This window comes from Nocardioides sp. Root240, from assembly GCF_001428825.1.
Classification (GTDB): domain Bacteria; phylum Actinomycetota; class Actinomycetes; order Propionibacteriales; family Nocardioidaceae; genus Nocardioides.
Window position 1 is genome coordinate 449485 of record NZ_LMIT01000011.1, and the last position, 14270, is coordinate 463754.

General features: G+C 72.7%; 14 protein-coding genes. 4 read left to right on the top strand and 10 right to left on the bottom strand.

Going from position 1 to position 14270, the window contains the following annotated elements:
* Window positions 1-37 precede the first annotated feature (37 nt).
* Window positions 38-331, top strand: a complete 294-nt coding sequence (locus ASE20_RS16195) for a DUF4031 domain-containing protein (RefSeq protein WP_056895578.1) — start codon at window positions 38-40, stop codon at window positions 329-331.
* A gap of 95 nt (window positions 332-426) precedes the next feature.
* On the opposite strand, the gene ASE20_RS16200 is transcribed toward ASE20_RS16195, so the two are convergent.
* On the bottom strand, window positions 427-1245 hold the full coding sequence (locus tag ASE20_RS16200) for a crotonase/enoyl-CoA hydratase family protein (protein WP_056895579.1): 819 nt from the start codon (window positions 1243-1245) through the stop codon (window positions 427-429).
* Window positions 1246-1288: 43 nt separating this feature from the next.
* Between ASE20_RS16200 and ASE20_RS16205 the strand changes: the two genes are divergently transcribed.
* Window positions 1289-4084, top strand: coding sequence for an FAD-binding and (Fe-S)-binding domain-containing protein (locus ASE20_RS16205; protein ID WP_056895580.1), 2796 nt, complete (start codon window positions 1289-1291; stop codon window positions 4082-4084).
* A gap of 332 nt (window positions 4085-4416) precedes the next feature.
* Here ASE20_RS16205 and ASE20_RS16210 read toward each other — a convergent pair whose 3' ends face one another.
* From ASE20_RS16210 to ASE20_RS16235, 6 genes are read right to left on the bottom strand one after another with little or no spacing between them, the layout of a single operon-like run.
* Complete coding sequence (locus ASE20_RS16210) at window positions 4417-5256, bottom strand: SDR family NAD(P)-dependent oxidoreductase (protein ID WP_056895581.1); 840 nt, start codon at window positions 5254-5256, stop codon at window positions 4417-4419.
* Window positions 5257-5300: 44 nt separating this feature from the next.
* Complete coding sequence (gene npdG, locus ASE20_RS16215) at window positions 5301-5951, bottom strand: NADPH-dependent F420 reductase (RefSeq protein ID WP_056895582.1); 651 nt, start codon at window positions 5949-5951, stop codon at window positions 5301-5303.
* Window positions 5948-7033, bottom strand: a complete 1086-nt coding sequence (locus tag ASE20_RS16220) for an LLM class F420-dependent oxidoreductase (RefSeq protein ID WP_225869068.1) — start codon at window positions 7031-7033, stop codon at window positions 5948-5950. The genes npdG and ASE20_RS16220 overlap by 4 nt, the downstream gene beginning before the upstream one ends.
* Window positions 7030-8229 carry an acyl-CoA dehydrogenase family protein gene (locus ASE20_RS16225; protein ID WP_164483677.1) on the bottom strand — a complete coding sequence of 400 codons (1200 nt, stop codon included), beginning with the start codon at window positions 8227-8229 and terminating at the stop codon, window positions 7030-7032. Before ASE20_RS16225 ends, ASE20_RS16220 begins: the two co-directional genes overlap by 4 nt.
* Window positions 8226-8990: a 3-hydroxyacyl-CoA dehydrogenase gene (locus ASE20_RS16230; protein WP_056895583.1), complete on the bottom strand. Its 765-nt coding sequence runs from the start codon at window positions 8988-8990 to the stop codon at window positions 8226-8228. The genes ASE20_RS16225 and ASE20_RS16230 overlap by 4 nt, the downstream gene beginning before the upstream one ends.
* A gap of 12 nt (window positions 8991-9002) precedes the next feature.
* Window positions 9003-10196, bottom strand: coding sequence for a thiolase family protein (locus ASE20_RS16235; RefSeq protein ID WP_056895584.1), 1194 nt, complete (start codon window positions 10194-10196; stop codon window positions 9003-9005).
* A gap of 112 nt (window positions 10197-10308) precedes the next feature.
* Here ASE20_RS16235 and ASE20_RS16240 point away from each other — a divergent pair, with 112 nt between their 5' ends.
* Entirely contained in the window at window positions 10309-10899 is a 591-nt protein-coding gene (locus ASE20_RS16240) for a TetR/AcrR family transcriptional regulator (RefSeq protein WP_056895585.1), read from the top strand.
* 29 nt (window positions 10900-10928) lie between these two features.
* Window positions 10929-11969, top strand: a complete 1041-nt coding sequence (locus ASE20_RS16245; RefSeq protein WP_056895586.1) for an enoyl-CoA hydratase/isomerase family protein — start codon at window positions 10929-10931, stop codon at window positions 11967-11969.
* A 15-nt stretch (window positions 11970-11984) separates the two neighbouring features.
* Here ASE20_RS16245 and ASE20_RS16250 read toward each other — a convergent pair whose 3' ends face one another.
* Genes ASE20_RS16250 through ASE20_RS16260 form a run of 3 tightly spaced genes read right to left on the bottom strand, consistent with a single transcriptional unit; the run spans window position 11985 to window position 14270 of the window.
* Window positions 11985-12821: an SDR family oxidoreductase gene (locus tag ASE20_RS16250; protein ID WP_056895587.1), complete on the bottom strand. Its 837-nt coding sequence runs from the start codon at window positions 12819-12821 to the stop codon at window positions 11985-11987.
* Window positions 12822-12828: 7 nt separating this feature from the next.
* The gene (locus ASE20_RS16255) at window positions 12829-14067 is read right to left on the bottom strand and encodes an NAD(P)/FAD-dependent oxidoreductase (RefSeq protein ID WP_056895588.1); all 1239 of its coding nucleotides are present in this window, start codon (window positions 14065-14067) and stop codon (window positions 12829-12831) included.
* An 8-nt stretch (window positions 14068-14075) separates the two neighbouring features.
* Window positions 14076-14270: a ferredoxin gene (locus ASE20_RS16260; protein WP_056895589.1), complete on the bottom strand. Its 195-nt coding sequence runs from the start codon at window positions 14268-14270 to the stop codon at window positions 14076-14078.

Genomic DNA, 14270 nt, shown 5'->3' on the forward strand with positions numbered 1-14270 from the left:
CCGCCAAGATCCCGGACAAGTGCGAGACGATGACCCCGTGACCATCTACGTCGACGACATGCAGCTCGCGGCCCGGGTCGGACCGGTCGAGGGTGTCTGGTCGCACCTGCTGTCCGACCTGCCCGGCGAGGAGGGGCAGCGGGAGCTGATCGCGTTCGCGGAGCGGCTCGGCATCGACCCCCGGTGGATCCAGAACGAGGGGACGACGACGGAGCACTTCGACGTGCGGGAGCCGATGCGGCAGCGGGCGCTGGCGCTGGGCGCCGTACCGATCAGCTACGGGCGCGAGGTCGCGCGGATCACCCTGGCCAAGCGAGGCCGCGACGCCTGAGGGACGAAGGCGGCGAACGAGGCCGAAGGTCGAGGAGCGCCGGCGAGCTCGCGCAGCGAAGCAAGCGAGGTCGTGGCGCGTCACGAGACCAGGGTTCAGCGGCCGGTGAACTCCGGCGGGCGGCGCTCGACGAAGGACGTGATCGCCTCGTCGAGGTCGTTGCTCAGCAGGAAGGCGGCGTTCCACACGGCGGTGTAGCGCAGTCCGGCCTCGACCCGCGGGCCGCGCTCGGCGTCGAGGACGTCCTTCACGCCGCGCAGGACGAGCGGCGAGTTCGCGGCCATCCGGGCAGCCAGGTCCTGGGCGGCGGCCAGCGCGGCGGGCGCGTCGGCGTGGACGTGGTTGACCAGGCCGACGGCGGCGGCGCGGTCGGCGGCGATGTCGTCGCCGGTCAGGGCCAGCTCGCGGAGGTGGCCGTCGCCGATCACGCCGACGAGGCGTTGGAGGCTGCCGAGGTCGGCGACGATGCCGACCTTGGCCTCGCGGACGCTGAACTGCGCGTCCGCGGAGGCGATCCGGACGTCGCAGGCGACGGCGAGGTCGACGCCGCCACCGATGCACCAGCCGGTGACGGCGGCGACGGTGGGCTTGCGGACGCCGGCGACCACGTCGAGGGCGGCCTGCCAGCGGCGGATGAGGGCGAGCAGCTCCTGGCGGGCGCCGGCGTGGGTCGCGGTCCGCATCGGGACGAAGGTGGCGGCCGCGCCGGCGAGGTCGAGGCCGAAGGAGAAGTGCGGGCCAGCGCCCGTCACGACGATGGCGCGGACGTCGGCGTCGGCGTCCAGCGCGGTGAAGGTCTCGGCGAGCTCGGCGAAGAAGCGCTCGTCCATGACTGCCTTGCCGCCCGGCCCGGCCAGCTCCACGGTGGCGACGTGGCCGTCGCGGGTGAGGGTGAACCGCTTCTCATCGCTCATGCTGCTGAGCCTATCGACGTGGCGACCCGATAGATTTCGGTCCGTGCCCGGCATCGTTCCCGAGATCCGGCGGCACGGAGCAACCGACGTCAGCGACGACGCGGCCGTCCTCGCCGCGTACTCCTCCGACGCATCGCTCTACCGCGTGCCGCCCGCCGCGGTGGTGTTCCCGCACGCGGCCGACGAGGTCCGTGCGACGCTGGCCGCCGCCCGGGAGCTGGGGCTGTCCGTCACCGCCCGGGGAGCCGGTACGTCGGTCGCGGGCAACGCGATCGGCCCGGGCATCGTGCTCGACTTCAGCCGGCACATGAACCAGGTGCTCTCGGTGGACGCCGACGCGGCGACCGCCGTGGTGCAGCCGGGCGTGGTGCAGGCGCAGCTGCAGAAGGCGGTGGCGTCGTACGGGCTGAAGTTCGGGCCCGACCCGTCGACCAGCACCCGCTGCACGATCGGCGGGATGATCGGCAACGACGCGTGCGGCGCGCGCTCGCTCGCGTTCGGCCGGACCTCGCACAACACCCTGGGGCTGCGCGGGTTCCTCGCCGACGGCACCGCGCTGGTCACGGGTCCGGACGGATGGTCCGCCGACGGCGACGTCCTGTCCCGGGTCGAGCAGGTCATCGCGAAGGACCTCGCGACGGCGCGGACCGAGTTCGGCACCTTCGGGCGCCACGTGTCCGGCCTCGCGGTCGAGCACCTGCTGCCCGAGCGGTTCAACCCGACCCGTGCGCTGGTCGGCTCCGAGGGCACGCTCGCCGTGCTGACCGAGGCGACGGTGCGGCTGGTGCGCAACCCGAAGCACTCGCTGATGATCGTCCTCGGCTTCCCCGACTTCCCGACCGCGGGCCACGCGACGCCGCGGGTGCTGGAGTTCGCGCCCTCGGCCTGCGAGGGCATCGACCGGCGCATCGTCGACGTCATCCTCGAGCGACGCGGCCCGGGCGCGGTGCCGCCGCTGCCGGCCGGTGACGCCTGGATGTTCGTCGAGCTGTCGGCCGACGACCCCGACGAGGTACGACGCCAGGCCGACCTGCTGGCCGGTGCGGGCCTCGGCGTCTCGGCCCTCGTCGTCGACGACCCGCGCACGGCCGACCGGCTCTGGAAGATCCGCGCCGACGGTGCCGGCCTCGCCGGTCGCGCCCCCTCCGGCCGTCCCGCGTGGGCGGGCTGGGAGGACGCCGCCGTACCGCCGGACCGGCTGGGGACCTACCTCACCAGCTTCGACGCCCTGCTCGACGAGCACGGCCTGACCGCGATGCCCTTCGGGCACTTCGGCGAGGGCTGCGTGCACGTGCGGATGGACTTCGCGTTCGACTCCCCCGACGGCCCGGACCGCTACCGCGCGTTCGTCGAGGACGCCGCCGACCTGGTGTCCTCGCTCGGCGGCTCGCTGTCGGGCGAGCACGGTGACGGCCGGGCGCGCAGTGAGCTGCTGCCGCGGATGTACTCCCCCGCCGCGCTCGCGCTGATGTCCGGCGTCAAGAAGGCCTTCGACCCCGACGACCTGCTCAACCCGGGCATCATCGTCGACGCCGCGCCGCTGACCGCCGACCTGCGCTACACCTCCACCGCGAAGCTGACCAAGAGCCTCGCGATGGCCTACGCCAGCGACGGCGGCGACTTCGGCCAGGCGGTCCACCGCTGCACCGGCGTCGGCAAGTGCCGGGCCGACAACTCGGGTTCGGGCGGCGTGATGTGCCCGTCCTTCCAGGCCACCCGCGAGGAGATCCACTCGACCCGCGGCCGGGCGCGGCTGCTGCAGGAGATCGTCAACGGCGACAGCGACATCTCGTGGGGATCGCCGGCCGTGCACGAGGCACTCGACCTCTGCCTGTCGTGCAAGGGCTGCGCGTCCGACTGCCCCACCGGCACCGACATGGCCAGCTACAAGGCCGAGGTCCTGCACCAGACCTACAAGCGGCGGATCCGGCCGCGCAGCCACTACGTCGTCGGCTGGCTCCCCCGGTGGGCGAAGGTCGGGTCACTGACCCCGCGCCTGGCCAACAAGTCGATGGACATCGACTGGGTGCGCACGCTCGCGCTGAAGGCCTCGGGCGTCGACACGCGACGGCGGATGCCGTCGTTCGCGCGGCGCACCTTCCGCCGTACCTTCTCCGCGCCGGCCGGCCAGACCGGGACGCCGGTCGTGCTCTTCGTCGACTCCTTCACCAACCACTTCGCACCGCACGTCGCGGACGCGGCGGCAGCGGTGCTGCGCGAGGCCGGGTACGCACCGAGGATCACCCGCCACCAGGAGTGCTGCGGCCTGCCGTGGATCAGCACCGGCCAGCTCGACGGCGCGGCCCGGCGGCTGCGCTCGATGGTCGACGCACTGGCGGCCGACGCGAAGGCCGGGCTGCCGGTGGTCGGCATCGAGCCGTCGTGCACCGCCGTGCTCCGCCACGAGCTGACCGAGCTGGTCCCGGGCGAGGACGCGGCCGCGGTCGCCGGCGCCACGGTCACCCTGGCCGAGCTGCTCGCGCGCACCGACGGCTGGACGCCGCCCGACCTGTCCGGCGTGACCGTCGTCGCGCAGCCGCACTGCCACCACCACGCGGTCATGGGTTGGGAGACCGACAAGGCGCTGCTGGAGCGGGCCGGCGCATCGGTGCAGGCCGTCGCCGGCTGCTGCGGCATGGCCGGCAACTTCGGTGTCGAGCAGGGCCACTACGAGGTCTCGCTCGCGGTCGCCGAGGCCAACCTGCTGCCCGCCGTCCGGCAGGCGCCGGAGGGCGCGGTCGTGCTGGCCGACGGCTTCTCGTGCCGCACCCAGCTCGACGAGCTGGCCCCCACCGCGCAGCCGCTGCACCTCGCGGAACTGCTGGCCTCCCGCTCCTAGCCCCCACGAACCGTGGGTCATGGCACCACGAACCGTGGGTCATGGCACCACGAACCGTGGGTCATGGCACCACCAACCGTGGGTCCTGGCACCACGAACCGTGGGTCATGGCACCACCAACCGTGGGTCCTGGCACCACCAACCGTGGGTCCTGGCACCACCAACCGTGGGTCCTGGCACCACGAACCGTGGGTCATGGCACCACCAACCGTGGGGCTTGGCGCCAGTCTCCACGGTTCGCAGTGCCACTAGCCACGGTTCGTGGTGCCACTAGCCACGGTTCGTGGTGCCACTAGCCACGGTTCGTGGTGCCACCAGCCACGGTTCGTGGGTCAGCGGGCCAGCCAGTCCCGGGTCCGGTCGGCCAGCTCGCGGCGGGCCGCCAGGTCGCGCGCGGCGGCGGAGGGGTCGGTGACGTGCCCCTTGTGGTGGTACGACGACGGGGTCGCCTCCTCGGTGGCGAGGCGCACGAGCAGTGCCGCTGACGCCTCCGGAGACATCAGCACACGGCGCTCGAGCGGCCGGGCCAGGTTGCGCAGCCGGCGCAGCACCGGCCGGGTCTCGAGGCCACGGTTCGCGATATTGGTCGACACCGCCCCCGGGTGCACCGGGATGACCCGCAGCCCGCGGTCGCCGTGCTCGGCGACGAGCGAGGCGGCGTGGTGGACCAGGCCGAGCTTGGAGGTGCCGTACGCCGCCCACGAGTCGTAGTCGACCGGCCGGCCGAGCAACCCGTCGACCGTGCCGCGGTCGTGCAGCTGGGAGACGAGGTGCAGGACGCGGGCGTCACCGGTCGCGCCCGCGGCGGTGAGCAGGGCCGGGAGGAGGGCGGTCGTGAGGTCGACGGTGCCCAGGTAGTTGGTGCGCCAGTGGATCTCGTGGCCGTCGAGCAGCTGCGGCTCCTGCCACCGCGAGCCCAGGTCGAGGTGGATGCCCGCGCTGTTGACCAGCAGGTCGAGACGGTCGGACCGGTCGGCGTACCAGTGGGCGAAGCGGGCGACCGACCCACGGTCGGCCAGGTCGAGCGGCTGCCAGCTCAGGTCCTCGACCGGCTTCGAGCGGGTCGTCACGACGACGTCCCAGCCCTCGGCGTCGAGGGCGCGCGCGACGGCCTCCCCGATCGAGCCGGGGCCGGCGCCGGTGACGACGGCGCGGCGGGAGGGAGCACTCATGCACCCCAGAGTAGAACGAGTTCCACCCCGGGGTGCAGGAGTCGTCAGACGTCGGTGATGCGGACGCCGGCGTGTGCCTTGTAGCGCTTGTTGATCGCGATCAGGTTGGCGGTCATCGCCTCGACCTGGTGGGCGTTGCGGATCCGCCCGCCGAAGACGCCACGCACGCCGGGCAGCACCGCGGCGAGACCGATGACGGCATCCACGGCCTCGCGGTCGTCACCGAGCACGAGGACGTCGGTCGCGAGGTCGGTGACCTCGGGGTCCTCGAGCAGCACCGCGCTGAGGTGGTGGAAGGCCGCGACCACCGTGCTGTCGGGCAGCAGCTGCTGGGCCTGCTCGGCTGCCGATCCCTCCAGCACCGGCAGCGCGTAGGGCCCCAGCTTGTCGAAGCCCAGCGGGTTCACGCAGTCGACGACGACCTTGCCGCGCAGCGGCTCGCGCAGCTCGGTGAGGAGCTGGGCGTGGCCGTCCCACGGCACCACGACGAGCACGATGTCGCCGGTCGCCGCGGCGCCGCGGTTGTCGGCGCCGGTCACGTCGCCGCCGGTCTCCGCGGCCAGCTCGGCCGCGATCTCGTCGGCCCGCTCGGCGGTCCGGCTGCCGAGCACGACCTTCAGGCCGCCGTCGGCGAACCGGCGGGCGAGGCCACGGCCCTGCGGGCCGGTGCCGCCGAGGATGCTGATCGTCGTCATGCCGGCACCCCCTGGCCCGCGACGATGCCGGCGAGGGTGCGCACGTGCGCCACCCGGTCGGCCGGGTCGACGGCCATCGGGTTGAGCAGGAAGGTGCGCACCCCGGCGGCGTGGAACTCCTCGACCTGACGCGCGATCGACGCCTCGTCACCCATCAGGGTGACCGCCTCCACCAGGTCCTGCGGTACGACGGCGGCGGCCTCTCCCTTCCGGCCGGCGAGGTAGAGGTCCTGGATCTCCTTGGCCTCGTCCTCGTAGCCGTAGCGGCAGGCGAGCTGGTTGTAGAAGTTCTTGTCGCGCGCACCCATGCCGCCGATGTAGAGCGCCAGCTGGTCGCGGACCTTCTGCACCACCTCGGCCGGCGGCTCCCCCACGTGGAAGTTCACCTGCAGCTGGATGTCGAGCTCGCCGAGGGCCGGGTCGCGCTTCTCGAAGCCGGCGGCCAGCGCGTCGCCCCAGGCCTGCTGGGCCTTGAGCGGGTGGAAGAACAGCGGCTGCCAACCCTGCGAGATCTCCGCGACCAGCGTCACGTTCTTCTCCCCCAGCGCGGCGATCGAGACCGGGATCTCGCTGCGGACCGGGTGGTTGATGATCTTCAGCGGCTTGCCGAGGCCCGAGCCACCGTCCTCCTTGGTGAGCGGCACGGTGTAGTTCCTGCCGCGGTGGACGACGGGCTCGCGCCGCCAGACCTGGCGGCAGATGTCGACGACCTCACGCGTGCGGCCCAGCTGGGCGTCGTACTTGAGACCGTGGAATCCCTCGACGACCTGGGGGCCGGAGGCCCCGAGGCCGAGGATGAAGCGACCGCCCGAGACGTAGTCCAGGCCGGCCGCGGTCATCGCGATCAGCGACGGGGTGCGGGAGTAGATCTGGAAGATCGCCGACATGAGCTGGAGCTTCTCGGTCTTCGCCGCCAGGTAGCCGAGCTGGCTCGCGGCGTCGAAGGAGTAGGCCTCCGGGACGGCGGCGAGCTCGAGGCCGACCTGCTCGTAGGCCTGCATCAGCTCGACGGTCTCGCCGAACCCGCCGGCGTAGTCGACGATCATGCCCAGCTTGATGGTGCTGTTGGTCTCCGTGCTCATCGGGTGGCGTCCTTCGCGTAGCGGCCGGCGATGTCGCGGCCGATGATCTCCTTCATGATCTGGCTGGTCCCGCCGTAGATCGTCTGCACCCGGCTGTCGCGGAAGGCCCGGCCGATCGGGTACTCGTTCATGAACCCGTAGCCGCCGAACAGCTGCAGGCAGCGGCTCGTGACCCGCACCTGCATCTCGGTCGCCCAGAGCTTCGCCTTCGAGGCCTCGGCCGTCGTCAGCGTGTGCTCGTTGAGCGCCAGTGCGGCGTTCTGGACGTACGCGCGGGTGATCTCGACCTCCGTCTCGAGCTCGGCGAGCTCGAAGCGGGTGGCCTGCAGGTCACCGACGCGCTGCCCGAAGGCGGTGCGGTCGAAGACGTAGTCCTGGGTCCACCGCACCGCGGCCTCGGCGGACGCGAGCGCCTGCATGGCCAGCGAGAGCCTCTCCTTCGGGAGCCGTTGCATCAGGTAGATCAGGCCCTGCCCGACCTCGCCCAGCACGTTCTCGGCACCCACGCGGACGTCCTCGAAGACCAGCTCCGCGGTGTCCTGGCCGGCGAGGCCGACCTTGTCGAGCTTGCGGCCGCGGGAGAAGCCCGGGTCGTCGCGCTCGACCACGAACAGGCTGAAGCCGCGCGAGCCGGCGTCCGGGTCGGTCTTCGCGAAGACGACCACCAGGTCGGCGTTGATGCCGTTGGTGATGAACGTCTTCTGCCCGTTGAGCACCCAGCCGTCCCCGTCGCGGACCGCGGTCGTGCGGATGCCCTGCAGGTCGCTGCCGGCACCCGGCTCGGTCATCGCGATCGCGAGCACCAGCTCGCCCGACGCGGCGCCGGGCAGCCAGCGCTGCTTCTGCTCGTCGGTGCACAGCTCGAGGAGGTACGGCAGCACGATGTCGTCCTGCAGGCGCAGGCCCAGGCAGTACGAGGTCGCGCCGATCGCCGCGAGCTCCTCGGCCACGACCATCGGGTAGCGGAAGTCGGGCTCGCCGCCACCGCCGTACTGCTCCGGGACGGCGAGACCGAGGATGCCGTTCTTGCCCGCGGCCTGCCACGCGCTGCGCGGGACCAGTCGCTCGTCCTCCCACTCGAGGTGGTGCGGCTCGACCTCGCGGCGCACGAACTCCCGGACCGACGCGCGGTAGGCCTCGTGGTCCTCGGTGTAGAAGCCGCCGCGCAGGTTGAGGCTGGTCGTCCCAGCGGTCATCGCGGCGCCATCCGGATCGCGCCGTCGAGGCGGATGGTCTCTCCGTTGAGCATCGGGTTCTCGACCACGTGGGCGGCGAGGGCGCCGTACTCCTTCGGGTCGCCGAGGCGCGAGGGGTGCGGCACCTGCTGGCCCAGGCTCTTGCGGGCCTCCTCGGGCAGCGAGGCGAGCAGCGGGGTGTCGAACAGGCCCGGCGCGATGGTGACCACGCGGATGCCGATGGTCGACAGGTCGCGCGCGATGGGCAGGGTCATGCCGACCACGCCGCCCTTGGAGGCGGAGTACGCCGCCTGGCCGATCTGGCCGTCGAAGGCCGCCACCGACGCGGTGTTGATGATGACGCCGCGCTCCTCGCCGAGCAGGTCGAGCCCCGCCATGTGAGCGGCCGTCAGGCGGATGACGTTGAAGGTGCCCAGCAGGTTGATCTCGATGATCCGCTGGAACTTGTCGTACGGGTACGGCGTGTTGTCGCGCCCGACGGTCTTGATCGCGTCGCCGGTGCCGGCACAGTTGACCACCACCCGCAGGGTGCCGAGCTCCGATGCGGCGGCGATGGCAGCGTTCACATCGTCCTCGCTCCGGACGTCGCCGGGCACGAACCGGACGGCGTCGCCCAGCTCCTTCGCGGCGACCTCGCCCGGGCCGCCCGGGAGGTCGAGGATGACGGCCCGGCCGCCCTTGGCGAGGAGGGCCTCGACGGTCGCGCGGCCGAGGCCGGAGGCGCCGCCGGTGACGAGGGCGACGGTGTCGTTGATCTGCATGGGTGTTCCTTCTCAGAGCTTCTCGATGATGGTGGCGTTGGCCATGCCCTGCGCCTCGCACATGGTCTGGATTCCGTAGCGGCCGCCGGTGGCCTCGAGGTGGTTGACCAGGGTGGTGAGCAGCCGCGTGCCCGACGAGCCGAGGGCGTGGCCCAGCGCGATCGCGCCGCCGAGCGGGTTGAGCTTCGCCGGGTCGGCCGCCAGGTCGTGGGCCCAGGCGAGCGGGACGGGCGCGAACGCCTCGTTGACCTCGTAGGCGTCGATGTCGTCGATACCCAGGCCCGCCCTGGCCAGCGCCTTCTGGGTCGCGGGGATCGGGCCGGTCAGCATCATCAGCGGGTCGGAGCCGGTGACGGCGTACGACACGAAGCGGGCGCGCGGGGTCAGGCCGAGCCTGCTCGCCATCTCCTCGCTCATGATGAGCGCGGCCGACGCGCCGTCGGTGAACGGCGAGGAGTTGCCGGGGTGGATGGCCCACTCGACGTCGGGGAACCGGGCAGCGAACTCGTCGGTGCGGAAGGCCGGCCTGAGGCCGCCCAGGCCCTCGGCGGTGGTGCTCGCGCGGACGGTCTCGTCGACCTTGTGCTCGACGGCGTTGCCCTCGGCGTCGGTGACCGTGATCGGGACGATCTCGTTGTCGAAGGCGCCGTTGGCGATCGCTGCGGCAGCGCGGCGGTGGGACTCGGCGGAGTACTCGTCGAGGGTGGCCCGGTCGAGCTTCCAGTCGCGGGCGACGAGCTCGGCCGACACGCCCTGGTTGACCAGGCCCTCGGGGTAGCGGGCGTGCACCTCGGGGCCGGAGCTGTCCTGGCCCATCGTGGTGCTGCCCATGGGGACCCGGCTCATCGACTCGACGCCGGCGGCGATCACGACGTCGTACGCGCCGGCGGCGACGCCCTGCGCGGCGAAGTGGACGGCCTGCTGGCTCGAGCCGCAGGCGCGGTCGATCGTCGTGGCGGGGACCGACTCGGGGAACCCCGCGCCGAGGACGGCGGCCCGGCCGATGTTGAGCGCCTGCTCGCCGCCCTGCATGACGCAGCCGGTGATGACGTCGTCGACGAGCGCCGGGTCGAGGTCGTTGCGCTCGACGATCGCCTTCAGGACGTGGACGAGCATCGACGTCGGATGGGTGCCGGACAGCGCGCCGCCCGGCTTGCCCTTGCCGGACGCGAGACGGGCGACGTCGACGATGACGGGAGTGGGCACGAGGACCTCCGCAAGTTCGGGATAAACCAGTCAGTGCTGACTGGTTCGTGCGAGGGTAGCCTTCGACTCCGCCGTTTGTCACCTGCCTGCCCGGATTCGAGAGGAGCGCCACATGGCCCGCGCCGTGCAGACCCGCACGATCGACGTCCAGCGCCGGATCCTCGACGCGGCCGTCGAGGTGATGCTCGAGCACGGCTACAGCGGCGCGTCCACCGTGCGGATCCAGGAGCGCGCCGGTGTCTCCCGCGGACGCCTCCTGCACCACTTCCCGTCGCGCGACGCGCTGCTGATCGCGGCCTCCCAGCACCTCGCGCGGGCCCGGGTCGGCGAGCTGCCCAGCGACCACTCGTGGCCCGGCGACCTCGGCGAGCGGATCGACGCCGTCGTCGACACGATGGCCGCGACCTTCACGCAGGGCTACTTCTGGGCCGCCACCGAGCTGTGGATCGCCGCCCGCACCCACGAGGAGATCCGCGAGGCGCTGCTCCCCGGCGAGCGCGAGATCGCGCGCGCCGTACGCGTGGCCATGGACGGGTTCTTCGGGCCCGAGCTCGCGTCCCGTCCGGGCTACGAAGGACTGCGCGAGGTGCTCTTCACCAGCCTTCGCGGCATGGCGCTGACCACCTCGTTCGACCCGCGGGAGGAGCCGACACGACGGCACATGGAGCGGCTGAAGCAGCTGGCGCGGACCGTCCTGCTCTGAGTCCGCCCGGACGGTCGAGAATGACGTCCATGACGGTCGAACCCCCGGTCCTGCTGCGCCGCGACGGCCACGCGGCGCACATCGTCCTCAACCGCCCCCGCGCGATCAACGCGCTCACCCACGAGATGGTCGGCATCATCAGCGCCGCCCTCGAGGAGTGGCGGTACGACGACTCGGTGCGGACGGTCGTCCTGACGGGGGCCGGCGAGCGGGGCCTGTGCGCGGGCGGCGACATCGTGGCGATGTGGCGCGACGCGAAGGCCGGAGGCACCGAGAGTGCGGGCTTCTGGGCTGACGAGTACCGGTTGAACGCCACCATCGCGGCGTACCCGAAGGCCTATGTCGCGATCATGGACGGCATCGTCCTGGGCGGCGGGATCGGCCTGTCGGCGCATGCCCCGCAGCGTGTCGTGACCGAGCGCTCGTCGATCGGGATGCCGGAGACGGGGATCGGGTTCCTGCCCGACGTGGGCGGCACCTGGCTGCTGTCGCACGCGCCGGGCGAGACGGGGACCCACCTCGGCCTCACGGCGGGCTCGATCGGAGCCGGGGACGCGATCGCGACGGGCTTCGCCGACCACTACGTGCCGACCGACCGGATCCCCGGACTGCTGGCCGACCTCGCGCACCGCGACGCCGACGAGGCACTCGCCGACGCCGAGCTGCCCCCGCCCCCGTCGCCACTGACGGAGGCGCGCAGCTGGCTCGACGAGGCGTACGCCGGCGACGACGTCCTCACGATCCTGGACCGCCTGCGGGCGCTCGGCACCGAGGAGGCCACCCGGGCGGCGGCGACCATCGAGGCGAAGTCGCCGACGTCCGTACGGGTGACCCTGCGCGCCCTGCGCGAGGCAGCCGGAATGGCAGCGCTCACCGAGGCGCTCGACCTGGAGTACCGGCTGGCACTGCGGTTCCACGCCTCGCACGACTTCGTCGAGGGCGTGCGCGCGCAGGTGGTCGACAAGGACCGCAACCCGCAGTGGCGCCCGCCGCACGTGCGCGAGGTCGACGACGCGACAGTGGCCGCCTACTTCGCGCCGTTGGGTGAACCGGAGCTCGGCCTGGCCTGACGCGGCCCCGGGCGCTCAGCCACCGACGAACAGGTCGGTCTCGGGCCCGTCGCCGCCGTACCGGCCCAGGTCGGCGATCCCGACGCTGCGCAGCACGTCGACGTCGAGCAGGCACTGGCCGGTCACGAGCGCCGCCGGCGTGGCGAGGACGGCAACGGCCGCGTCCGCCATCACCGCGGGGCTGCGTGCGAAGCGGGCCGCGTCGTCGCCCAGCAGGTGCACGACGTTGCCGGTGCTGATCGTGCGCTCCGGCCACAGGCAGTTCGACGCGATGCCCGCGCCCGCGAACTCGGCCGCCCAGCCGAGCGCGAGGATGGTCATGCCGTACTTGCTCAACGTGTACGGCGGGTGCGCACCCAGCCACCGTGGCGCGAGGTTCAGCGGTGGCGAGACCGTCAGCACGTGCGGGTTGGCGGAGCGGCGCAGCGCGGGCAGGCACGCGCGCGTGAGCACGAAGGCCCCGCGGATGTTGACCTGCAGCATCAGGTCGAAGGCCTCGACGGAGATCGCCTCGGTGCCGGCGAACGTGAGAGCGCTCGCATTGTTGAGGCAGGCGTCGATGCCGCCGAAGTGCCCGACCGCCTGCGTGACGGCCCGCACGACGGCGTCCTCGTCCCTGAGGTCCGCGGCGAGCACCAGGCACTCGCCACCACCCTCCTGCACGGCATCGACGGCTCGCACCAGCTCGGACGTGACCGCGCTGCGGACCGGCTTGGTCAGCAGCACCACGTTCGCCCCGGCCGCCCCCAGGCCTGCGGCGAGTGCGCCGCCGATGCCGTGCACCCCACCGGACAGCACCACGGTGCGTCCGGCGAGAGCGTGCCGCGGCTCCCACGCGGCACGCCCCGTCATCGGGGGTTCATCTCGTCCGCTGCGGCGCGCGCACCGCCGGCAGCCCCTCGGCGAACTCCCGGGCCTCCGTCCACGAGGCCCGTTGGCTGACCAGCTTGCGCAGCTTCATGATCTGCGTCGGCCGGTCGACGGTGAGCGCTCCCACCACCCGCTCACCCCTCCGGTACAGCGCGAGGTACGGCTCCTCGGCCAGGACCACGACCTCGTCGGCCTGCGGCACCCCGACGAACTGGATCCGGTGGCCGTACCAGTCGGACCAGAAGTACGGCACCGACGCAACCGGTACGGCGGCCGCCGGGTCGAGTGCGTGGGCGGCGGCCGCCGCACCGTGCTCAGCGGCGTTGGTCCAGTGCTCGAGCCGCATCAGCTGGTCGTCGAACAGCGGGTTCGGCCAGTACGCGACGTCGCCGGCGCCGTAGACACCCGGCAGCGAGGTGGCCAGCGTCGCGTCGCACAGCAGCGCGCCGTCCCGCTCGTGCAGCGCGATCCCCGAGTCGCGCAGCCAGCCGGTCGACGGCACCACTCCGATGCCGGCGACGACCAGGTCGGCGTCGACCCGCGTGCCGTCGTCGAGCAGCACACCGACGGCGCGACCATCGGCGACGAGCAGCTCACGGACCCCCCTCCCCAGGCGGAGATCGGCGCCGTTGGCGCGGTGGAGTTCGGCGCAGACGCGTCCTGCGTCCGGGCCCACTGATCGGGTGAGCGGGACGTCGAGGCTCTCCACGATCGTGACGGGGAGCCCGCGCTTGCGCGCCCCGGAAGCGACCTCCGAGCCGATGAAGCCGGCCCCGACCACCACCGTCCGCGCGCCCGCATCGAGGGCGGTCCGGATCGCGACGGCGTCGTCGAGCGTGCGCAGCGCGTGCACCCCGGCCACACCCTCCGTCCCCGGAAGGGTCCGGGCGGCGGCGCCGGTGGCGACGATCAGTCGGTCGTAGCGGACCTCCCGGTCACCGGCCTCGAGCACGCGGTCAGACGCGTCGAGGCCGGTGGCCGGGGTGCCGAGGAGCAGGTCGACCCCGAGCTCCTCGCGCAGGTGCTCCTCGCTGCGAAAGGGCGGCGCCTCCGGCGTCGTCCCCTCGTCGAGGAAGGCCTTCGACAGCGGCGGCCGGTCGTAGGGCAGGTGCGGCTCGGCCCCCACGAGGGTGATCCGCCCGTCGTACCCCTTGCGGCGCGCGGCCTCGACGGCCCGCAGGCCGGCGAGGGACGCACCGACGACGACGAGGTCGCGCACCGGGTCCATGACGGCCCTCAGCCCTCGATGATGCGCAGTGCCTCGGTGGGGCACGACGCGCACGCCGCCTCCACCTCGGCGCGCAACGTCTCGGCCGGGTTCTCGTCCAGGCAGAGCAGCGTGCCGTCCGCCTGGACCTCGAACACGTCGGGGGCCTCGGCCTCGCACAGGCCCAGGCCGGTGCACTTGTCGTAGTCGATCGCGAGTCGCAT